The following is a 21,441-nucleotide window of genomic DNA, read 5'->3' as shown; positions in this document are numbered from 1 at the left end:
GTGGCAGATAAAAAGTTTAGCTTATTTGATTTTATTTACAAATACGGAACGGTTGCAGTAATCGTTATTGTCATGTTGTTATTCAGTTTGACCAACCCGTATTTCTTCACGTACGACAACTTGACAGACATTCTTCGCTCCATCTCGATTGTGACGTTTGTTGCGATTGGCGTTACGTTCTCGCTGATTGTCGGGGGCTTTGACTTGTCTGTCGGATCGACGGTTTCATTGACCACAGTCGTTTCTGCTTCGATGATGGTTTGGTACGAACAAGGAGTCTTCACGACACTGGTTGTTCCGATTGTACTCAGCTTGCTCGTCGGGCTGGTCAACGCCTTCCTGGTCGTGAAAATCCGCATTCCTGATTTGCTGGCTACGCTGGCGATGCTCTACATCGTCAACGGCATTCATATGACGTATTCCCAAGGCTACTCGATCTACGCAAACATGCCGATGCAGGACGGCTCACAGGCTCCGGGAAAATTCCAGGAATGGTTCCTCTGGCTGGGCCAAGGAGAAATTCTCTCCGTTCCTGTTCCCGTTATCCTGACCTTTTTACTTGTCGCGATTACGCATGTGTACTTGACCTATACGAGACAGGGGCGGATGCTGTACATGACAGGCGGCAATTTGGAAGCAGCTCGTCTGTCGGGGATTCCTGTGAATCGCTATCGTACCTTGGCTTATGTGCTCTCCGCTCTTTTTGCAGGCTTGGGCGGGATGCTCTTGGCAGCGCGGATTGGTACCGGGCAGGTGAGTAGCGGCGGTTCTATGCTGATGGATGCAGTAGCGGCTGCTTTCGTAGGCTTCTCCGTTTTTGGTGCAGGAAAGCCAAACGTATTCGGTACATTTGTCGGAGCCATCCTGATCGGGGTACTGCTCAACGGTATGACGATGCTCAATCTGCCGTATTACGCTTACGATATTATTAAGGGGACGGTTTTGGCGCTCGCCCTGGCTGTGACCTATTATCAACTGCGCAGAAAACGAAACACTTAGAATCGTAACGTTCTTCTTGCTTTTCTCTCATCAATTTATCATCTTCCTATTATTCCCTTCTCTTTTTTGAAGCTTAGTATTGGTCTTACTCAAGTGAGACCAATGCGAAAGCAAATTCAAATAAAGAGAAGGGATGTTGTTTTTATGCGTATACTCGTTGTGCCTTCGGGCTTTAAGGAAAGTTTAGATGCCGAGCAAGCAGCAGCGTGCATGAAAGAAGGAATTCTTCGCGTACTCCCGCTCTCCCAAGTACAAACACTGCCGATGGTAGACGGAGGAGAAGGCTTTACAAAAGCGATTGTGAAAATTTCGAATGGCTCGATTATCGATAAGGAAGTAACAGGCCCTGTAGGAGAAAAGGTTCCTTCCCATTTCGGGATATTCGGATCGAAAACGACTGGTCAAACGGCTGTGATTGAGATGGCAGCAGCAGCGGGATTGCGACTGGTTCCAAGAAACTTGCGTGATCCGCGCAAAACGACGACACATGGCGTCGGTGAATTGATCAAAGCGGCGCTGGACATGGGGGCAGATCGTATTTTGCTAGGCTGTGGCGATTCCGGTACTTCCGATGGCGGGGCAGGCATGGCGCAAGCACTTGGCGCGAAATTTTTGGATGCAAGCGGTCGAGAAATCCGTATTGAAGGCGGAATCTCGCTGGCAAAAGTAATGAAAATCGATGTTTCCGGCATGGACAAAAGACTCAAGCAGGTGCAAATCGATGTGGCTTGCAACTGGTTTAACAAGCTGTGTGGGGAAAACGGAGTCGCTCGCGTGTTTGGCCCGCAAAAAGGAGCAACACCTGAGCAAGTGGTTGAGCTGGAAGAAGCACTCGAACAATTCGCGGCTATTATCGAGCGGGATTTCGGTATCGACGTCAGAGAAATGCCGGGCAGTGGTGCATCGGGTGGCTTGGGTGCCGGACTGCATGCGCTGACGGGTGCGAATCTGTATCCACGCTACGACATCATCATGAAGTACATTGATTTAGATCGGATGCTTCAAGAGACAGACCTTGTGTTTACGGCGGAAGGCAGCATTGATTTTCAAACACCGCGAGGAAAAATTCCAGTGGAAGTGGCGAAGCGGGCGAAAAAGCATGCCTTGCCAGTAGTGGCTTTGGTTGGGACTGTTGGCAAAGGTGCGAGACTCAATTATGAGCACGGAATTGATGCGTACACGAGTATTTTGCCGATGCCGTCTACGTTGGAAGAAGCGTTCATGCATGCGCAGAAATGGCTGACTGATTGCTCGGAAAGCTCCATGAGAACCATCATGGTGGGGCTACAGCTCGCAAATCGTTTAATGGCAAAGGAGCAAGTATCGTGATTGCACAGACTGTTGCAAAGGAAAGACCTGCCTGGGTCCTTCCGATTGTCCTAATTATGTTCGTTGAATTACTGCTCATGCTGCCGTCTTCCCTGACATTTGAAGCCAAATGGAGCTTGTTCTGCTTCTGTGTCGCCGTGATTCTGTGGACGACCACCTCGCTGAACTCCGCCTATGTAGCGATTGGCTCCGTGTTACTCCTCGTCGTGACAGGAACGGCTGACCAGGAAATTTTGTTCGACTCGCTCGCCTCCGATGTCATCTGGTTAATGATTGGCTCATTCATTCTCGGCGGTGCTCTTCAAGTGACTGGCTTGGCAGGCAAACTCACAGATCTGGTCGTGAGCCGCGCAAAGAATGTCAAAAGCTTGTTTTGGCTCTTGACGGTCGTCGTTCAATTTCTCGCTTTCTTTATCCCGTCTACTTCTGGACGTGCAGCGGTGCTACTGCCTGTTTTCCACTCGCTGACCTCAGAAATCGGGAACAAGCAAATTACGAAAGCCATGGCGATCCTGATTCCGACGATTATTTTAGTATCGACGAGCTCCACCATGATCGGAGCAGGCTCCCATTTTATCGCACTCGATATGCTGAAGGAGTTCAATGGGGGAGGGATTAGCTTTGCGGAGTGGCTGTTGTGGGGACTGCCGTTTGGGATAGTGGCCAGCGTTGTTACTTGCCGGATTGTTCTGGCTCTGTTTCTCACCAAAGAAGAGATGCAGCGCCCACTTGCGAGCAGAAAGCTCTCTCTCACCTTGTCCCGCAACGAAAAATATACGGTTGCTGTGATCGGGGCGATGGTCATTTTCTGGCTGACAGAGCGTTTGCATGGAATCGAGATTGCTACCACGACAGTCGTCGGCGCCTTTCTTTTGACACTCCCCAATGTGGGCGTCATGAAGTGGAAGGATGGCGTACAGTCTGTCTCGTGGAACCTGATTCTGTTTGTAGGGGCAGCCATTGCACTCGGAAAGTCGTTGTTGGAAAGTGGCGCGGCAGAGTGGATCATGAAGAAGCTGTTCACGATCACCGAGCAGCTGGAAGGGGAATCGTCACTGTTGATCATTGTGGTCATTACTTTGCTGACATTGACATCCCATCTGTACATTACATCGCATACAACGAGAGCCGTCATTCTGGTTCCACCGCTCCTCTACTTTGCGAGCAGCCTTGATTTGAATGAAGTGACCGTGTTGTTCTTAGGAATCGTCGGTATGAACTACTGCCTGACCTTCCCTGTCAGCTCCAAAGCCTTGCTCATGTTCCAGGAGAGCGGCAAGGAGACCTTTTTGCCTAAGGATTTGCTGCGATTGAGCTTGTATGCAGGTGTAGCCCACGCAATTCTGATGGTCGTCTTTTATTACGCGTACTGGCAGTGGGTGGGGTTATCGATATAAGTAAAAAATTATATCTTTCGTACGGCTTGCTCTTTGATCCACAGCCAATATTTGCTAAACTCATCTGGATAATGGATGCAAGGTTTAGGAGGATTACATGTCGGAGCGAATATTAATTGTGGAAGATGAAGAGAAAATTGCTCGTGTGATTCAATTAGAGCTGGAATACGAAGGATACGAAAGCGAGATCGCCAAAACAGGGCTAGAGGCGCTGGAACAATACAATCAAGGTGGATGGAACTTGATTTTGCTCGATGTACTGCTGCCAGGCTTGTCAGGCATAGAAGTGCTTCGTCGGATTCGGGTAAAGGACTCCACGACGCCAGTCATTTTGTTGACGGCCAGAAATGCTGTCGTGGACAAAGTAAATGGACTCGATCAAGGCGCGAACGACTACATCACGAAACCTTTTGAAATCGAAGAGCTGCTGGCGCGCATCCGTTCCTGCCTCCGCTTGTCCCAAATGACGAGGATAGTGGAAGCCAGCTCCAAAGTAGAAGTAGCGGATTTAAGCCTGGATGAAAAATCGCGGGAAGTGACGAGAGGCTCCAGTCAGATCGAGCTGACACCGCGTGAATTCGACTTGCTGCTTTATCTGATGCAGAATAAAAACCAAGTTCTGAATCGTGAACAGATTCTTACACATGTATGGGGATTTGACTATTTCGGAGACACAAATGTCGTTGACGTGTATATCCGTTACTTGCGTAAAAAGGTGGACCAAGGGTATGAAACCCCGCTTTTGCATACAGTACGAGGCGTTGGTTATATGCTGAAGGGGTAGATTATGAAAATTAAAAATAAAATTCATTTGTTCTCCACGGTCGCACTCTTGCTCCTGTTGCTCATGGTCAACAGCTTCATTTACTTCATGTTCTACAAAGTGACAACAGACGGAGAGCTGGATCGTCTGCAACGAGAAGTTCTGCATATCCAGAGTGGACTCAATCAGATCGGTGTAGAAAGTTTCGACCCGGCCACGCTACTGCAGCCGTATTTGCCATCGAACGGGATGATCCGGATTATCGATCAGCAATCGCGAGCCATCGTTACGCAGGAAGTAGACAGCACGCAGCCAATCCCTGCACCGAAGCCCATCTTTGAAAGAAAAGCGAGTGACGGTGTCTTCGATGTCAACGGAGCGAAATACGCGTACGTCAAGGTCCCAATCATTTGGACGAATGGAAAAATTGTCACGTTAGAAGTCATTGAAAGTATTGCGGGTTTGCAAAAAAATTTGAGCCTGCTGCAAAACGTTCTGTTATTTGCATCGTTGTTCGTGCTGATTCCTGCTTTTTTTGCCGGACGCATGTTGAGCAATCTGATTTTGCGACCAGTCAACTCGATGATTCAAACGATGGAAGACATTCAAGCGCGCAGTATTTTTAAGAAAATACCGCTTGAGCACACATCCAAAGATGAATTGCACGCGTTAGGAAGCACCTTTAACAAGATGATGGATTTATTACAGCAAAACTTCGAGAAGCAGCAGCAGTTCGTCTCAGATGCTTCCCATGAATTGAAAACGCCGCTGACCGTAGTAGAAAGCTATGCAAAGCTATTGAAGCGTTGGGGGACGAAAAAGCCGGAGGTTCTGGCAGAGTCAGTGGAAGCGATCTATTCGGAAGCCGTGCGCATGAAGGATATGACCAATCAAATGCTGCTACTCGCAAACAATAGCGCCGAATGGAATCTGGATGTCAAAGAAATCGACTTGGTCCCGTTGTGCCAAACGACCATTGCACAATTGACCAATGCGTATGGCAGAGGCTTTCAACTGGGAGCAAACCACGAATCGGTTCCTGTCATGGCCGATGAACAAAAACTAAAACAAGTGCTCGTCGTTTTACTCGACAATGCGATGAAATACAGCTCCAATGAGATAGAGGTTGGAGTGGGCATTCAAGGGGACCGCCCTTATTTCTCGGTGAAGGATTACGGAATGGGGATTCCCAAAGAAGATTTGCAGCATGTTTTTGATCGTTTCTTCCGTGTAGACAAAGCCCGCAGCCGCGAAACAGGGGGCGTAGGACTCGGTCTTTCCATTGCCAAACAGATCGTTGATGCCCATCAAGGCGATATTGCACTGGATAGCGAAGAAGGGAAATGGACGCTCGTGACCGTTTTTCTGCCAGGGCAGGTTAAGAAATAGCAGGAGGTACGTATGAATAAAAAATGGAAAATAGGGCTGCTGGCGAGCTTTCTGTTGGTCACCACGGCATTTGGCATGCAGCGGATCTTCGCGAGTATGGATTTGCAGTCATTATCAGAGGAGGAAGTCAAACAGATCGTGACGGCCCGCTACCCGGGGAAGATTGAATCGATCTCCATGACAGATGTAGGAGAAAACAGCATTTACAACCTCCAACTCCTCAATGAGCGCGGAACGTATAGTGTGATGGTGAATGCACAAACGGGCGAAATTATTGATTTGAAGGAGATCTCCTTGGTCGCAGCGACTGCGCAGCCGAAGGCAAACGAAACGGCGACGAATCCAACGCAGCCAGGTTCAAATCCGACAGCCAGCACAGCGCAAACGAATAACGGCGGGAAGGATGCTTCAGGCAACGCGATCAAGCCAGCTACAACTCAAACCCAAACACAGCAGCAGCCGAAACCGAATCAAAGCTCGAATCCACCAGCGCAGCCACAGACCAAAATTACCGAACAGCAAGCGAAACAGATTGCGACGGAAAGAACGAGTGGCGGCAAGATCGATGATGTTGACTTAATCGAGACAAAGAGTGGAGCAGTCTATCGGGTGATCACGAAAAAAGATTCCCAAACGGTAGATGTGCGCATACATGCCATTACCGGAAAAGTGCTTTCGACGACCACCATCGACAATAGCTCTACCGATGATGATGACGATGATGATCAGACACCAGCCGATAAAAATGGCAGTGCTCCGGCGGATTCATCTGCAAGTGATGACACCAACACCAATGACACCGACGACGATGATCTAGATGATCGTGATGATGATTAGGATTTAGCATTCAAATAGAGAAAGCCGTCAGTGTCTGCATTGACGGTTTTTTCGTTCGGGAGGGAAAGCGATGAGTATATATCCGACGGAAGCCGTTCGGGGGACGATGGAGAGATGGTTTGCTATTTTTCCCGGTATGCTTGAATTGTCTCAGCAGCGAATCAAAACGCGCGATAACTGGAGAACTTGGGAGATAAAATTAGGTCATGAGCGTACCAAGCTGGAAATCGACAAAAAAACGGGTTATATAACGGAGTTTCGTTTGGAGGAAGAAATTCATCAAGATTCGGTTGCTTCTGGAGAGCCGATCGATGCCGAGACAGCAACGCAACGTATCATAGAAGTGGCGGAAGCACTGTATGGCGACCATCTGAATGAGATGGTGAGAGATGGCATGGCGAGCTTGTCGGAGTATCGTGAGGAAAAGAAGTGGAAACTTTCTTATCGTTATTGTTTTCACGACAATCCGCTTGCCAGCGTGTATCTGTTTATTACGTTAGACGAGTGGGGTAATTTGACTGACATCTACTACCGGGGATTTCATGATTTTGATCCGAAAAACAAGCCTTCCAAGCCAAAAGTGATAACAATGGAGGAGGCAAAACAAGCGTATCTTGCTTTGTATCAGGAAAATTTGATGCTCGCCTGCGACGAACAGGAAGAAGGGATACTCCAGTATCTCCCTGATGAGCCACCGATGGACTATGCCGTTATTCATGCCGAGACAGGGCAAATCACCAAGACCGTGATAGGAGGCAGACGACCGAAAGAAAAACACTCAGAGATTATTCCTGTAGTAACCCGAGGGGGATCTCTTATTTTTGCAAACGTGCAAGAGATTGAGTTGTGGGTGAAGGAATCTTTTCAAATTGATGTAACCGAAGCCGATATCGAAAGAAAAACGCTTGTGACACCGAACGAGCATGGGGTTACATTTCATCCTAAGATCGGTTATTTCAAATATATTGATGCTGCGAAGAAGCCAGACTGGCCTTCTACTATCCATTACTTCTGGTCGCTTCCAGAAGCAGAAGACGCGGAAACTGTCTACGATCCTGATTTTGTATGTGTTACTCTCAATCGCCAGACCAACGAGCTACTTGCCTTTACGGTTAATCAAAAAATGGAGTATATAGCACCGCGGCTGTCGGACCGCGATGCTTTGCGAATAGCTACGTGCTACTTGGAAAAATACATCGAGCAGGGAATTACCGAGCTGCATTACTATGAATTATGTTATTTACGCGGGACAGGCAATACGTATTACTTCTATGAGCGCAAAAATGGGATCGTATTGACAAACCGGGTGTACTCCGTGAAAGTAAATCCTTGGACAGGCCAGGTTACGGGTTTTTACAAGCATGATGTACGTAAGAATAAGGTGATTCCCGATCCGGTCTCTTGTGTGTCAGCTCGGGAAGCGGCGGAGAGCTTCATGAGCCTGTATGACATGGAACTGGAATATGTGCAAGTGGAAGACAGAAATACAAGTAGAAGGGAAAAGGCCTCTGTTCCGATTCCAATCTATCGGCTCAAATACGCAAGGCAAGAGCGCTATCAATATTTGGATGCGATCACCAATCAATTCAAGCCCAGGACGTAACCCAAAGTGAAACGGCAGATACTCTTTCACGTAGAATGAAAAGAAGGGAGAGGATGTATCTGTTTTTTGTTGGATTAACGCTTTGCATGATCGCATGGATAGCGGGAGGCGTATTTCTATATCAAGGGGATTATGTAACGGGAGGAGTCTTGAACGTTGTTGGGCTTCTTGTTTTGATTAGCATGTTCCTTTATTATTCGACAAACCGGAGAAAGCGTAAAAATTGTTCGCCAGATTGCAACTATCTTCCCGTTGATTGTCCGAATTGTGATGCAACCGATTGCGATTGCAAGCCAGATTGAGGGAGTTGATGAAGATCAATATGCAGTGGATTCCCTGTCATCGGCGACCAGATCGTTCCTTTTATATCGGTGGTAAGAAAATGCCGCTATGTGCCAGATGTGTTTCGATACTAGCTGGATACCTGCTGGCGCCTGTTTTTGCAGGGATGCATATCGTGACCTCTTACTATTTGATTGGATTCCTGTTATTGCCGATGCTGATTGATGGCTTTACCCAACAATGGAAGTGGCGAACAAGCAATAACAAGCTGCGATTTTTCACTGGGCTCAGTTTTGGAATCGGACAGTCTTTACTCATTTCCAATGTCGTTTGGTTTTTGGTAGAGAGACTCACGTGAAGCGATATGCCTCTATGTACACAAAAATTTCAATATTATGGTAATCCTTTCACCTGGGACATCCCTCCTATATAATACTGGTGGGGGGATATTAGTGATCCATTATAAGACATACATACGTGGTGAAGAGTGCGAATGGGTGACTTTTGTCCATGGGGCAGGGGGCAGCTCATCGATTTGGTATAAACAACTCAAGGCATACAAAGAGAATTTCAATGTTCTTCTAGTAGATATGCGTGGTCACGGAAAATCTAAGAACATCCCAGGCAAGCTGTTCAAAACATACACCTTTGATGATGTCAGCAGAGATATCATTGAGGTTTTGGATCATTTAAAAATCACTTCCACCCATTTTGTGGGGATTTCCTTGGGGACGATCATCGTACAGATTATTTCAGAGCAGGCCCCAGAGAGAATGCGCTCGATGGTTTTGGCAGGAGCTGTGACGCACATGAACGTGCGGTCGCGGGTGCTAATCACGCTGGGGAATATGGTCAAGCATTTCATCCCGTACATGTGGCTGTATCGACTGTTTGCATGGGTAATCATGCCGAGTAAGCGTCATAAAGAATCGCGTTCCTTGTTTATCCGCGAAGCCAAAAAGCTTTGTCAAAAAGAATTCAAGAGATGGTTCAAGCTGACAAAAGGCATTAATCGATTCCTGGGAACCCTCTTTGATAAAGAGCCTCCCATCCCTACCTTGTTCATTATGGGTGATGAAGACCATATGTTTTTGCCGTTCGTCCAGATGCGTGTGAAAAAAAGACAATTTGCACAGTTGAGTCTAGTCGCTGACTGCGGTCATGTCGTCAATGTCGATCAGCCGGAAGAATTTAACCGAATCTCCATCGGGTTTATTCAAAAGCAGTCGACAATAGCGCAAGGAATGTATGCATGGAATCCAGCCTAGCTTCGTAAGATAAGAGCCGCAGAGGATGCTTCTGGGGTTCTTTGTTTTTGCTTCGGTTGCGATTGGCGAAGAAAAATGTTCCAATGAAGAAATGGGTTAGATAAATACTGGCAAGGAGGGAAACACATGTCGATTCAAAATGAAAATGATTTGATCTGCTTGAAGCGGATCGGTAGTATTGTGGCAGAAGCAAGAGAGGCGATGATAAAAGCAGTGCGGGCAGGCGTGACAACAAAAGAACTCGACCGGATTGGCGGAGAGATCTTGGCAAAGTACGGAGCGCGGTCTGCACCGAATATCACCTATGATTTTCCGGGGCACACATGCATCAGTGTCAATCACATTGTTGCGCATGGCATCCCTGATCATACTGTCCTGCAAAATGGCGATATCATCAATATTGATGTCTCGGCAGAGCTGGATGGATACTTTGCCGATACAGGTGCTTCTATCGTGGTAGGGGAAGGCGAGCCTGAGAAACAATCCTTATGCCAATGCGCCGAGGAGTCGTTGTACAAGGCATTGGATGCGGCAAAGGCGGGATCGAAGCTAAGCCAGATTGGTCGCATTGTTCACCAAGAGGCCAGGAAAAAAGGCTTTACAGTCGTCAAAAACCTGACGGGTCATGGTATCGGCAAAAGCTTGCATGAAGAGCCTGCTTACATTTTGAATTACTATGATAAAAAGGATAGACGCTTGCTCACAGAAGGTCTCGTGTTGGCGGTTGAAACATTCATTTCAACGGGGACGGAATATGTGGATGATGGCAGGGACGGTTGGGCGATCATTACGCCTGATAAGAGTTACGTAGCTCAATACGAGCACACCATCGTTGTGACGAAGGGAAAGCCAATTATTTTAACAGCTTGATTGCAGGGAGACCTCAGATTGATGAGGTCTTTTTTTGTAAAGAAAAACTTGCAGAATAGCCAATGATTGTATATTCTATATATAGGAATATATGTTCGTATTAAGTGGAGGAGGTTTCTTTCCATGAATCGGTGCGGGTGGGTGAATCAAGACCCGATCTATATGGATTATCACGATCACGAGTGGGGAGTTCCTGTCTATGAAGATCGTTTGCTCTTTGAATATTTGAATTTGGAAGGCGCTCAAGCCGGACTCAGCTGGTACACGATCTTGAAGAAGCGAGAAAATTATCGAAGAGCGTTTGATAACTTTGAAGCGGAGAAAATCGTTCAATACGATGAAGCCAAGATCGAGCAATTGCTGACAGATGAAGGCATCGTTCGCAACAGGCTGAAGATTCGCGGTGTCGTGAAGAACGCCCACGCGTATTTGCGGATTGTGGAGGAGTTTGGGTCTTTTAGCAGCTATATTTGGTCGTTTGTAGGCGGAAAGCCGATTCATAATCATTTTCAGGAAATGAAGGATGTGCCTGCTTCTACCGAAATTAGCGACAAGATGAGCAAGGACTTGAAAAAGCGCGGTTTTACGTTTGTCGGTTCAACAATTTGCTACGCCTTTATGCAAGCAGTTGGCATGGTCAATGATCACGTTGCGACATGTGATCTCTATCCAAAAAACTAGGACGAGCTAACGGAGAGGGGAGAATGACATGAACGAAAATGATCTCTTAATCTTAAACTTTGAGGAAGTAAGACGTAGAAGTATCAAAGTATGGAAGGCAATTCCTAAAGAAATGCTGAACTGGAAGCCTGACGATAAAGCGTTCACGTGCGGAGAAATGATTCGCCATGTCATTGAGGGTGAGTTTTTGTATCACCAGATTTTGATCCAACGGGGAAGCGCCGCCTTGTCTGACATCCACAATCCGTATGAAACCAAAGAGTTTTCGAGCGTAGAAGAAGATGTGGCCTTTGCGAAGCCGTATCGAGAAGAATTTCTCCGCTTCGTCAGAGGGTTGTCCAAGAGCGACCTAGAGAGTGTCCGCATCGATCGATCCGATGTAGGCTATGTCCGTACGCTTGGAGACATGCTGCTGCGAATCGCCTACCATGAGTCGGTACATACCGGTCAACTGCTAGATTATATGCGAACGATGGGTGTTGAACGCCCGAATATTTGGGATTAAAAGAGTGCGAAAGATAGAAAAGCAAGCTAGCTCTTCTGTTGCGAATGCGAGAGGGGCTTGCTTTTTTATTTTTAAAGGATCTTCTTCATTTAAGGTGTTTCTTGCATGATGGGCAGATAAAACCTAAAAAGTATGAGAATTATGTACTTTCGTGGAGTAAGGACAGTAGTTGTGTAAGAGTAATTTCATACTTCTACACAGGCACGATCTCCAATTGGGATCGTGTTTTTTGATGTCTTTTTTGATATTTATGCTGAGGATCAACCGGGAAAATCATCTCCAAAAATCTGGTAGAAAGAACTTGAACTTATTTCCGTTGTATGAGATACTTGTACTACAAATAGAACGAGTGTTCCTATTTTCCGGATGAAAAAGACAGAAGGTGAAACAAGTGACAGATGAGCAGTTGAAAGAGCATTGCAGAAAAGTGCTCAAGAGGATTGCTTGGCGATTGCAGTACGCCGCCAAGAAGCGTTTGTACAGGGAGACGGTTATCAAAGAGGGGATGCGGGGAACGGAAGCGATCGAGGACAACCTGTCGGACCTGTATGTTCAGGAGGTGTTGATGCAACTCCCAGAAAAAGCCCGAACCATTATCAAACATGTCGTCCTTCAAGGAATGACAGAAGAACAGGTAGCCAAAAAACTGAATATGACCAGACAAGGAGTGAGTAAATGCAAAAACAAATATTTGCGCCAATTGGCCGAGAAGCTGACTCGTTCAGCCTGACCCTCCAAAAAGCCCAGTCAGGGGATAATCGGGCCGTGCTGACCATCCTCGACTTTCTGCTTCCCGACATGGAGTACCTTGCTTCCTTTATCAAACTACCTCGCGAAGAGAGCATGCAAGAAATGAAAACCGCGATGCTCGAAGCGATCCGCAGTGGAGAAGTGATGCTATGATGACGATTGATTACGTTCAGGTTCTCGCGGTTGTCGTGTGCTTCCTTGCTTTAATCGTCACGTTTAAGCAGGTAGATTTGCAGATTCGGATTAATAATCTGTTCAACCTGCAATTAAAGGCAAACAAAGAGAAAAAGAAAGAGCAACTGGAACAAAAAAAGGAGACTCCGACTGACGATCGGAATCCCCATTGAAGGCTTGGGGCAAAGAATACAACTGGTGAGTATCCTCTTTGCCCCCTTTCATTATACAAGAAAATGATGATGCAAAGGAGATACGTACGAAATGATAGAAGCAGCATTAATCGGAGCAGCTGTTTTATTGATCGGAGTCATTATCGGACAGATCGGTTTGTCTCAAAGATTAAGAAAAGATGCAAGAGTCAACGAAAACCGATAAGCAATCATACGGACTTCATATATATGACCGAGGGGGAATAGTGCCTTGATCAGCAAAGATGTTTTCATGGAAGCAGTATGCGAGGTGTGTCCGGCAACGTGTTGGGGAAAGAAATCACATTGCCAGGTTCATGATAAGCACGTAGGAAAAATCGATTCTTGCCCGGAGTGGGACAAGTACATGCGGGATCAAGAGGCAAAGGGGCAGCAAAAGACAGTATCCGCTAGAAAAGAAGGCTTCGTCCGGCTGAGTGAGCAAGCCCCCATCGTAGATTTTTTACAAAAGGCCGAGGAAGAAATCCGCGACTACAATTACATGCAAATCGAGATCGTGCGTATCCAGCGTTTTTTGCGCGAGGCGGGGGAAGGAATGGTCTCTCAGTACGGATTGGATGCATGCATGCCAAAAGGAAAGGGCACCACGGGAGATCGGACGCATGCGGAGGTGGCACGCAGGGAGCGAAAGTGGAAGAGGCTGCAAAATTTGCAGGATAAAATCGAGCGGATTAATAAAGCGGTAGAGATGATTCCGGGTGAGCAAGAGCGATTCGTAGTCGAAGCTTTGTTGGATGGCGATAAGAACAATCTGATTGCCAAAGAGATCGGTGTGTCCCGTCAGCGGTATTATGAAATCAAGCGCAGTGCGGTGATGAAGATGGCATGGGCGATGTATGGCGATCAGGCTCAGCAGACTGGATAATGATAAACAGTGCCCGACTCAATAGACGAGAAGCTGTCAGGAAGATGACAGTTTCTTTTCATTTTCGCAAGCATGTTGAGGCTGACAAAGGTTGACACTACCTGACACATAGGGTCATTTTCCCGGTTTTTTCTCCGAATCGGTTATACTTGAGTCAAGCGAAACAAGTAAGAGAGATACGAGCCATCCGATGAAGCTGTCGGGTGGCTTTTTATGTACGCCGAGGACTTAAATGTCCGGCGAGCGGGGAAAACGGCGATTGGCGCCATACGATGTTGCGAGTTCAAAGCCATAGGCTACTCGCTCCCTGCTCGGCGGGCATTTGCCGTGGATGTCTTGCCAAGTGAAGTAGTGGGGGGAAGAGACATGTGACGAAGACAGAAGAGAATACCGCAAGTATGGGAGGTGGAAGCTTAATGGATCGTGAGCTAGCCGTTCTCAGTGAACTGGTAAAGGAAGCGTATCCAGAGCTCACTACTGTTGTAAATGTGGACGACTGGATGGCGCAGCGATTCCAGCCGCCTATCGCGTTTCTTTTGACGCAAGGGGTCCGTGAAGAAGGAAGAAGCCTCACTTCCTATAAGGTGGTTTCAGAAGCAGCCATCGTCCTCCACTATCCAAAGGTAGCAGGTGTCTATCAGCCACTTTCAGCAGAGCCGCTGCGTGAGCTCCTTCGCCAAAGGCAATTCAGCTATCAAGACAAGACGTCTGGATTGTCCATCGAAATCGACAGCTCCACGTTGCGTATTTGGCGGGATAAAAAGGACCGGACGGAAATCGCGTTCCAGTTCACCTACAACGTGGCATTGCAGAGAGCGGCCACAGAAAAAATCAACGAATTCGATGTAGAGGGGGTCCGATCATAGTGGCACGAAAAGAACAACAAGCACAGGCCTCAGAGCTTGTGCAAACCAAACAAGAGTGGATCAAGAGCGCCGCTTATCTTGGAGCCGAACGGTTCGAGGTAGCAGGTGCTCTTTTTTCTGAAGCAAATGATCAACTACTGGCAGAAGGACAAGTGAAGAGCCGACTGACCAAATACAAAGGCGGGGTGTAAGCATGACCATTCAACGTGAACGTCCGGGTGTAACGGTCGAACTGATCGCAAAAGCAAAAGAACGTGTAGTACCGAAGAACGGTGTCGTACTGGTGCCGTATCAAGCAGAGTGGGGCGCTCCAGATGAGCTGGTGAAGCTGGGGAGCTTTGAGGAGCGACTTGCCCAGACATTTGGCAAGGTCGATACCGTGGAGCTGGCAGCAGAAGGCGGTGCAACGATCCTCGCGTACCGCATGACGAATGGCACAGCCACAAAAGCAGCGTATGAGCAGGCCGATGCGATCAGAGTCGAGGCTCTGTATCCAGGTTTGGTAGGTAACGACTTGAAGGTGACGATCACTGCCTCGACGTCTGAGCCAGGCAAAAAGGAACTCCAGGTAACAGGCCCGCTGCAAACCGAGAAGTTTTCGTTTGCGGATGCGAATGAGCTGGCAGCGAAAACGAGCCAATCCAACTATGTGCGTGTGAAAAAGCTGGGCGAGACTGCCGTTACAATCGTGCCAGAAACAGCGCTGACAGGAGCGAAAAGTGGCACAGTAGCGCTTAGCTCAGCTGACTCGACTAAGCTGTTCATGGCTGTGTCCGGTGCTGATTTTGACACGATGTATCTGCCGTTTGACGATGCGGCTGTACAAGCAGCAGCGAAGCAATTCATGAGCGATCGTCGCACACAAAACAAGAAGCTCAGCACGCTGGTGATCGGCGGCAAAGCGGCGGACGACGAGAACATGGCGAAGCACATCGAACGCTCTGTGGCGCAAAATGCCCGTTTTGTCGTGAATAGTGCTATCGCTGGTCAGCACAACAACGGAAAAGTATACGGCAGCCTGGAGTGGGCCGCATGGGTAGCGGGTATGATCGCCGCGACACCTGCGCATGAATCGCTGACGGCCGTCGTCGTACCATTGAAAAAAGCGCTCAAGGATTGGGGTCACACCGATATTTTGAGTGCGCTGGGCTCTGGTACGCTAATCGCAACTCGCGACGGAGATGTGTACATCATCGAGAGCGCCGTGAATACGCTGGCGGTGCTAGGTACGCATGAGCGCGAGGACTACGGCAAAATCCGTGTCAGCATGACGCTGGATCAGATCGTAAACGACATCAGCCAAGTCGGCAAGAAATACAAAGGCAAGCTCGGCAACAACGATTTGGGCGGCGCGGTATTTGTCTCTGCCGTCAATGCGTACCTGACCGTCCGCGAACAGCAGGGTGCGATTGATACAGGCTGGACATTCACGGATCAAAAGAATGGCATCGGGGATCGCCGTGGTTTCCTCTTGTCTGCGAAGCCGCTTGATGCCATCGAATACTTTGACATTGACTGGGAGGTGCTGTAATTGGCTATTGCACGCGATATTAAACTGAAGAACTGCCAAATTTACGATGAAAACGGAGACCCGATCTTCGGTACCCTGGAAGGAAAAATGGTCCTCAAGGTAGAGTACGGCGACACGAATCGTCTGCAAAAAGGAAAAATCCAGACCGTCAACGACTGGCATGTAGAAGTGACATTGAAAATTACCGCAACCAACGCTGCGCTGAAATACTACTGCGTCGATCAATTGACGCAGGGCAAGACCCCAGTCCTCCCATTCCTGATCGGCGAGACGCTGGACAAGGAAGCGGGCAACTCCGAACGCGTCCGCATCTCCAATATCGTGCTGAACCCAGACGAAATTACGCTGTGGGAAGCCAAAGCAGACGGCAACGATCATGCGACATACGATTTGAAAGGGATGTCCATCGAAAAGCCGGACTACCTGGATGAATTGCCAGCCTACACTGAATAGGAGAGTGCTTGACTATGAACAAAAACAAACTTGAGAAATTTTTGGCCAAAGCCAATGAACAAGCTTCGCGAAAAGAAATCACCGTAACCATCGACGGTGACGAATGGAAGGTTCGCCAACTGAATTTGTCCGAGCTGCGCGATTGCGAACGCATGGCTGACAAAGGCGAGAAAACGGACTGGTTCCTGTACAACGATGCACGTCTGGTGAAAGCCACCGAGCACGACTTCCCTTGGAATCAGGAAGAGCTGAAGAAAGCGTACAAGGTGGGCACCAAGTACGAGCTCGTCGAGAAAATTTTCCGCGACAATCCAGAGGGCTACACCAAGCTGCTCAATGCGGTCCGTGAAGTCAATGCAACCCAGACGGAAGAAGAAGCCATTGAAGAAGCAAAAAACTAATCCGATCTGACGGCGAGGCCTGGCATATTTGCCGCGCTTTTTTAAAAGGCAGAGGCCGCCCGTCGGATCTACTCGAGTACGAAGTCGATTTGTACAAGCAGAAGCTGTTTATTTTTGCTTGTCAGATGATTGAGGCGGAGGATGAGGAAAGAGCTGGGGGGTAGGTCTCCTGGCTTTTTTCGGGTTCTGCTGGGTGGGGAGAGACATCAGGGGAAGACAGGGGGTGAAAGAATGGCAACTGAAAAAGCGAAATTAAAAGCAGCTCGTCAGGAAATGACCAATATGGTCAAGGAGACCGAAAAGCTCACGAAGGCCATGGGTGAAACTAGTAAAGAGATGCAAAAGATGGCGAGAGAGTTCTCTGATGGTATGTCGCAGATGCAACAGGACATGCGGAAGCTGCGTGAGGAAACCAACAAGCTGGACAAGGTGACGGCGAAGCCGAAGATTGAGTTCAAAGACATGATGAGCAAGCTGGGCGAAGTGAAAAAGGAACTTGTCGGGCTTGGAGGTTTGGTTACTGGGGTAGCCTTGGGAGCTAGTATGGCGTCAGTAACAGACGAGGCGAAGTTAGTCGCTAGAGAGCGTGCGTTGTATGCTGCTAGCGGGAAATCCGAAGATAAAATCAGGGACTTTGAAGAGACTGCAAAACAAATGACCACGCTCAATCCATACATGAGCCTTTCTAAGGCAATGGATCTTATTTCCAAAGGTGAGCTGGCCAATGCTGACAATGGTGCACAATACGCCAAGCAAGCAGCACTGCTCAATGTTACGACCAAATTTGCTCCAGAGGACACCGTGAAGATGATGGCCGCGATGGGGGCATCCACTCAAACACAAAATGCAGAAAATCTGGCCAATGCGCTTCAGCATATGAGCAATAATGGTGGGGCGAGTGTCAACCTCAAGTTCGTAGAGGCGATGGCCGAACTGAATGCTCAAAAAGGCAATTTCCTCAAAACACCTGAACAAATGGCGACGAGTTTTGAGGCCATGGGGAAGGTTTTGAATGATACAAAGTCATTTAGTATTCTGCGTGAAGGTGCGTTGAAGCAGTTAACCGCTAAAGGCGCATTGACTAGCCAATTCCAGAGTGAATATGTAAACCAAGGTATGAGCGTGGAAGAAGCAAAGACCAGAGCGGAAGAAGAAGCGAAAAGGCTAACAACAGCTCTCTCGACTGGGGATAAAGACGCTCAGAACATTGCCTTAGCAAAAGTACTGATGTCCACATCTTTGATGAAGAACGATCCGAAAAATCCAACTAAACAACAAGATATAATGACGGCTTTAGTAGGTAGTGGCGGGGTGCAATTATCGTCCAGCTTGGAAGAAATCAAGAAAATTGCTACTGGTGCGACTGGTTCGAAAGTGAATGTATCCGAGGCGCAATTGGCTTATGATGCGGCTGTCAATGAGAATGAATTCATGAAGATGATGCAAGCGCAAAACACAGCGAAAAATGCAGCAATGGACGCTGTCACGCAGATTGCTAGCGATTTGTCTGGAGTAGCTGTAACGATTTCGAATGTGACTGCTGGATTCTTTAACTGGTTTAACACTTGGTCCTCAGAGGCAAGGCTCGCTGCAGTTTATGTAGGCGGTGCTTTTGCAGCACTTTCTACGCTTGGTGTCATGCTTGCCAGTACAGTTACGTCCATGAAAGGTCTATTGACTACAACAAGAGATTTTTTCGGCAGAAAAAAAGAGAAATCTGCTTCCAATGAGAACGCATCGCTTGCCCCTGATAAAGGCAATTTGGGGGCAGGTGGGAGCAAAGGCTGTTGCTGTTGTTGTGATGGCAAGACAACACTGAGACCTTCTTTTAAAAATAAATCGAAGAAAAAAGGTGCTTCAGGTAGCTCTCAAGGAGGTAATAAGCCTAGTTCGGATACTGGGGGTGCACTAGGAGAAGGGACCAAAGCTAACCGCAAGCGCCGAAACGCTTCTCCAACTGCTTCTACAGCAGGGCACACACCTGATACTGTTATGGGTGGTTCCCAACGAGAAACGGCCAAAACAGCAGAAAAAAGCAAGAGCAGCGCCCCAGCTACATCTCCGGCAGGTAACCAACCTGAACCAGATAGTGGCGGCAATCATGCAGAGACTGATAAAGCTGCCAGCAAAGGCGCCTGGAAAAGCATGTTCAAAGGGGGACTCAAAAGGATACCTCTTCTTGGAAATTTACTAGGTGTTAAAGAAATTGCAGAATCAAAGAACAAGCTGGATACTGCAGCAAAAGTGGGAGCAGAGTCACTTGGCGGCTGGGGCGGAGCTGTAGCGGGAGCGGCCACTGGAGCAGCGATTGGTTCCATTTTACCTGGCGTTGGTACTGCAATCGGCGGTATTGTTGGCGGGTTTATTGGAGGTATGGGAGGATCGTTTGCGGGCGGCGCCCTATACGATGGAGTCAAGTCGTGGTGGCAGGATAAGCCTTCTTCAGAGTCTGCGACTATTCAACCAACGCATCAAGCGGGACCTCCTGTTCCAAATCAATCGCCAGTTAGCAATTTGCAAGAAAAACTCCAGCCTGTTGCGATTACGATTCCGCAAATTTCGATACCTTTACACGTTCAAGGCGTACTTCAGGATATCCCGACCATGCTGAATATGCTTAATGACCCGTCTGTCGCCCAACGCATCAAAGACATCATCGAACGTTCTCTGCTGGATGCACTAGAGACGAGGGGAGGGGTAACGACATGATCCGCCTTCAAGGTAAATACAGGCTGACATTTCCCGTGACACCTGCGGAAATCCAGTTTCGCGGCTATGGCAACGACATCGAAAGTACGACATCGATTACATTATTGTCCGGCAACCGCATCTCTTCCAGACGTCCAAAGTCCATCTCCTTTGACTTCATCTTACCCGGAGACAGTACGGCTCCCTATGTCGAGGTACAGGGCTATCAAGGGCCTAGACAGTGGCTTGCTGGATTGGATCGCTTAACGGGCTCTGAAGCGCTTTTGACTATAGACGAGCTTGATCTGGCGTGGAATGTGCTCATCGGGCCATGTGACGGAAAATTCCAAGGGAAAAACGTCGATTTTCACGGCTCGATTGAGCTACCGCTGTTTGTCAAAGACGAATTCATTACGTGGAGCAATCAGACGCAGCTTTTATCCCCGGAGGCGGTTATTACGAAACAGCAGCCAGCTCGCCCGAACACGAGCGGGAAGGTAGCCAAGAAGACGAAGAAGCAGCAAGCGGCTCCACGGATAGACAGCAAAAAGTTGGAAGACAGGAAAAGAGAGATTCACGAAAAGCTAGAAAGAGAAAACAGAATGTAACGGAGGGTAGACGAAATGAAAGTCATTTACGGAAAAGAACAGACCCGCTATGACCTGACCCCAGCCGTTACCGAGCTTTCCTGGTCCTCGGCCAGGGGACAAATTGCTCAAAACTGTGATGTGAGAATCAAGGAAGGCCCGCCGCTGCAATCGGCGGGTTTTTTGATGCTCTTTGCAGGTGCAGAGCTAAAAGAATCCCAGCAGCTTTTCCATGGCCCGTTGGTTCGCTTCGATCGCGACGATCGGACAGGCGACTTATCCGCGACAGCATACGAGCTGGGATGGTATTTACAAAAAAACGAAATCTCCAGACTCAAGCTGGACGGGGATGCAGGGACAGAGCTTGCGCGAATCATCAAGTCGTCAGGTATCCATTTTAGCTGCCCTTCCTTTGGTTTCACGATTAAGGAGAGAATCCCATCCCAATCATACACGTCTCTCTTTACTTCGCTGACCGAGCAAGCTTATGAAAAGACAGGCATCCGCTATTTCGTGCAATACCAGCGTGACAAGCTGACGGTACTCCCCGAGGGGAAAAATAGCATCATCCCGATGTTCAAAGCGAGCTTGCTCACAAGCAGCTCCACGGGTGAGAGCATTGAGGATGTATACACCGTCGTGACAGTAGAGCGCTACCGGGATGATCGAGTGGTAAGTAGTGCAACGAAATCTAACGATAATCTGGTCAAACAAATCGGTCGCATGCAAAAAGTCATCGACGCGGGCGAGGATAAAAACGTAGCTGGATTGGCAGCCAAGCAGCTTACGGAGTTATCCAAAATCCCCAAGACACGCTCCATTTCGGTCAGGCATGAGGATGAAAATGCCGCTAGGTTACGTGCGGGCTGGCTCATCAAAATCATGGAAAAAGATAATAAAACCATCACGGATTGGATCGTCGCCAGCTGCCAAGCGCGCTGGCAAGGCGGTCAATACACAATGGATCTCCAATTGGAAAGGAGGACGTAAG

The 21,441-nt window shown here is 48.1% G+C and carries 24 protein-coding genes; all 24 read left to right on the top strand.

Going from position 1 to position 21,441, the window contains the following annotated elements; all coding sequences use genetic code 11:
• The 24 genes from ACKKE8_RS27825 to ACKKE8_RS27710 all read left to right on the top strand — a co-directional run bounded on the left by ACKKE8_RS27825 (position 1) and on the right by ACKKE8_RS27710 (position 21,440).
• Positions 1–999 (top strand): ABC transporter permease, encoded by a 999-nt coding sequence (locus ACKKE8_RS27825; protein WP_409175856.1) that lies wholly within the window; start codon positions 1–3, stop codon positions 997–999.
• 144 nt (positions 1,000–1,143) lie between these two features.
• Entirely contained in the window at positions 1,144–2,328 is a 1,185-nt protein-coding gene (locus ACKKE8_RS27820; protein ID WP_409175855.1) for a glycerate kinase, read from the top strand.
• A 56-nt stretch (positions 2,329–2,384) separates the two neighbouring features.
• Positions 2,385–3,725, top strand: coding sequence for an SLC13 family permease (locus ACKKE8_RS27815; protein WP_409179215.1), 1,341 nt, complete (start codon positions 2,385–2,387; stop codon positions 3,723–3,725).
• Positions 3,726–3,822: 97 nt separating this feature from the next.
• A complete protein-coding gene (locus tag ACKKE8_RS27810) occupies positions 3,823–4,509 on the top strand; it encodes a response regulator transcription factor (protein WP_409175854.1) in 687 nt (228 codons plus the stop codon).
• A gap of 3 nt (positions 4,510–4,512) precedes the next feature.
• A complete protein-coding gene (locus ACKKE8_RS27805; RefSeq protein ID WP_409175853.1) occupies positions 4,513–5,877 on the top strand; it encodes an ATP-binding protein in 1,365 nt (454 codons plus the stop codon).
• Between the two features lie 12 nt (positions 5,878–5,889).
• Positions 5,890–6,714, top strand: coding sequence for a PepSY domain-containing protein (locus ACKKE8_RS27800; protein ID WP_409175852.1), 825 nt, complete (start codon positions 5,890–5,892; stop codon positions 6,712–6,714).
• 70 nt (positions 6,715–6,784) lie between these two features.
• Positions 6,785–8,317 (top strand): YcdB/YcdC domain-containing protein, encoded by a 1,533-nt coding sequence (locus ACKKE8_RS27795; RefSeq protein WP_409175851.1) that lies wholly within the window; start codon positions 6,785–6,787, stop codon positions 8,315–8,317.
• Positions 8,318–8,627: 310 nt separating this feature from the next.
• Complete coding sequence (locus ACKKE8_RS27790; RefSeq protein ID WP_409175850.1) at positions 8,628–8,957, top strand: DUF2085 domain-containing protein; 330 nt, start codon at positions 8,628–8,630, stop codon at positions 8,955–8,957.
• Between the two features lie 94 nt (positions 8,958–9,051).
• On the top strand, positions 9,052–9,867 hold the full coding sequence (locus ACKKE8_RS27785) for an alpha/beta fold hydrolase (protein WP_409175849.1): 816 nt from the start codon (positions 9,052–9,054) through the stop codon (positions 9,865–9,867).
• Positions 9,868–9,993: 126 nt separating this feature from the next.
• Positions 9,994–10,737, top strand: coding sequence for a type I methionyl aminopeptidase (gene map, locus ACKKE8_RS27780; RefSeq protein WP_409175848.1), 744 nt, complete (start codon positions 9,994–9,996; stop codon positions 10,735–10,737).
• 123 nt (positions 10,738–10,860) lie between these two features.
• Entirely contained in the window at positions 10,861–11,418 is a 558-nt protein-coding gene (locus ACKKE8_RS27775) for a DNA-3-methyladenine glycosylase I (RefSeq protein ID WP_409175847.1), read from the top strand.
• Positions 11,419–11,446: 28 nt separating this feature from the next.
• Positions 11,447–11,923: a DinB family protein gene (locus tag ACKKE8_RS27770; RefSeq protein WP_409175846.1), complete on the top strand. Its 477-nt coding sequence runs from the start codon at positions 11,447–11,449 to the stop codon at positions 11,921–11,923.
• Between the two features lie 391 nt (positions 11,924–12,314).
• Positions 12,315–12,653, top strand: a complete 339-nt coding sequence (locus tag ACKKE8_RS27765) for a sigma factor-like helix-turn-helix DNA-binding protein (protein ID WP_409175845.1) — start codon at positions 12,315–12,317, stop codon at positions 12,651–12,653.
• Entirely contained in the window at positions 12,599–12,826 is a 228-nt protein-coding gene (locus ACKKE8_RS27760) for a hypothetical protein (protein WP_017251813.1), read from the top strand. The genes ACKKE8_RS27765 and ACKKE8_RS27760 overlap by 55 nt, the downstream gene beginning before the upstream one ends.
• Positions 12,823–13,020: a hypothetical protein gene (locus ACKKE8_RS27755; RefSeq protein WP_017251814.1), complete on the top strand. Its 198-nt coding sequence runs from the start codon at positions 12,823–12,825 to the stop codon at positions 13,018–13,020. Before ACKKE8_RS27760 ends, ACKKE8_RS27755 begins: the two co-directional genes overlap by 4 nt.
• A 250-nt stretch (positions 13,021–13,270) precedes the next feature.
• Positions 13,271–13,924, top strand: a complete 654-nt coding sequence (locus ACKKE8_RS27750) for a hypothetical protein (protein ID WP_409175844.1) — start codon at positions 13,271–13,273, stop codon at positions 13,922–13,924.
• 368 nt (positions 13,925–14,292) lie between these two features.
• Positions 14,293–14,790, top strand: coding sequence for a hypothetical protein (locus tag ACKKE8_RS27745; protein WP_409175843.1), 498 nt, complete (start codon positions 14,293–14,295; stop codon positions 14,788–14,790).
• The gene (locus ACKKE8_RS27740; RefSeq protein ID WP_409175842.1) at positions 14,790–14,981 is read left to right on the top strand and encodes a hypothetical protein; all 192 of its coding nucleotides are present in this window, start codon (positions 14,790–14,792) and stop codon (positions 14,979–14,981) included. The genes ACKKE8_RS27745 and ACKKE8_RS27740 overlap by 1 nt, the downstream gene beginning before the upstream one ends.
• Before the next feature lie 2 nt (positions 14,982–14,983).
• On the top strand, positions 14,984–16,321 hold the full coding sequence (locus tag ACKKE8_RS27735; protein ID WP_409175841.1) for a phage tail sheath subtilisin-like domain-containing protein: 1,338 nt from the start codon (positions 14,984–14,986) through the stop codon (positions 16,319–16,321).
• Complete coding sequence (locus ACKKE8_RS27730) at positions 16,322–16,774, top strand: hypothetical protein (protein WP_409175840.1); 453 nt, start codon at positions 16,322–16,324, stop codon at positions 16,772–16,774.
• A gap of 14 nt (positions 16,775–16,788) precedes the next feature.
• Positions 16,789–17,175 (top strand): phage tail assembly chaperone, encoded by a 387-nt coding sequence (locus ACKKE8_RS27725; protein ID WP_048034815.1) that lies wholly within the window; start codon positions 16,789–16,791, stop codon positions 17,173–17,175.
• Between the two features lie 231 nt (positions 17,176–17,406).
• Positions 17,407–19,884, top strand: coding sequence for a hypothetical protein (locus ACKKE8_RS27720; protein ID WP_409175839.1), 2,478 nt, complete (start codon positions 17,407–17,409; stop codon positions 19,882–19,884).
• Positions 19,881–20,471: a hypothetical protein gene (locus ACKKE8_RS27715; RefSeq protein ID WP_409175838.1), complete on the top strand. Its 591-nt coding sequence runs from the start codon at positions 19,881–19,883 to the stop codon at positions 20,469–20,471. The genes ACKKE8_RS27720 and ACKKE8_RS27715 overlap by 4 nt, the downstream gene beginning before the upstream one ends.
• A 15-nt stretch (positions 20,472–20,486) precedes the next feature.
• A complete protein-coding gene (locus ACKKE8_RS27710) occupies positions 20,487–21,440 on the top strand; it encodes a hypothetical protein (protein ID WP_409175837.1) in 954 nt (317 codons plus the stop codon).
• Position 21,441: the final 1 nt, after the last annotated feature.

Origin of the sequence: Brevibacillus fortis (assembly GCF_046196545.1) — a bacterium.
GTDB lineage: Bacteria > Bacillota > Bacilli > Brevibacillales > Brevibacillaceae > Brevibacillus > Brevibacillus fortis_A.
The sequence above is the reverse complement of the archived record's forward strand: the minus strand, read 5'-3'. Positions and strand labels throughout refer to the sequence as shown.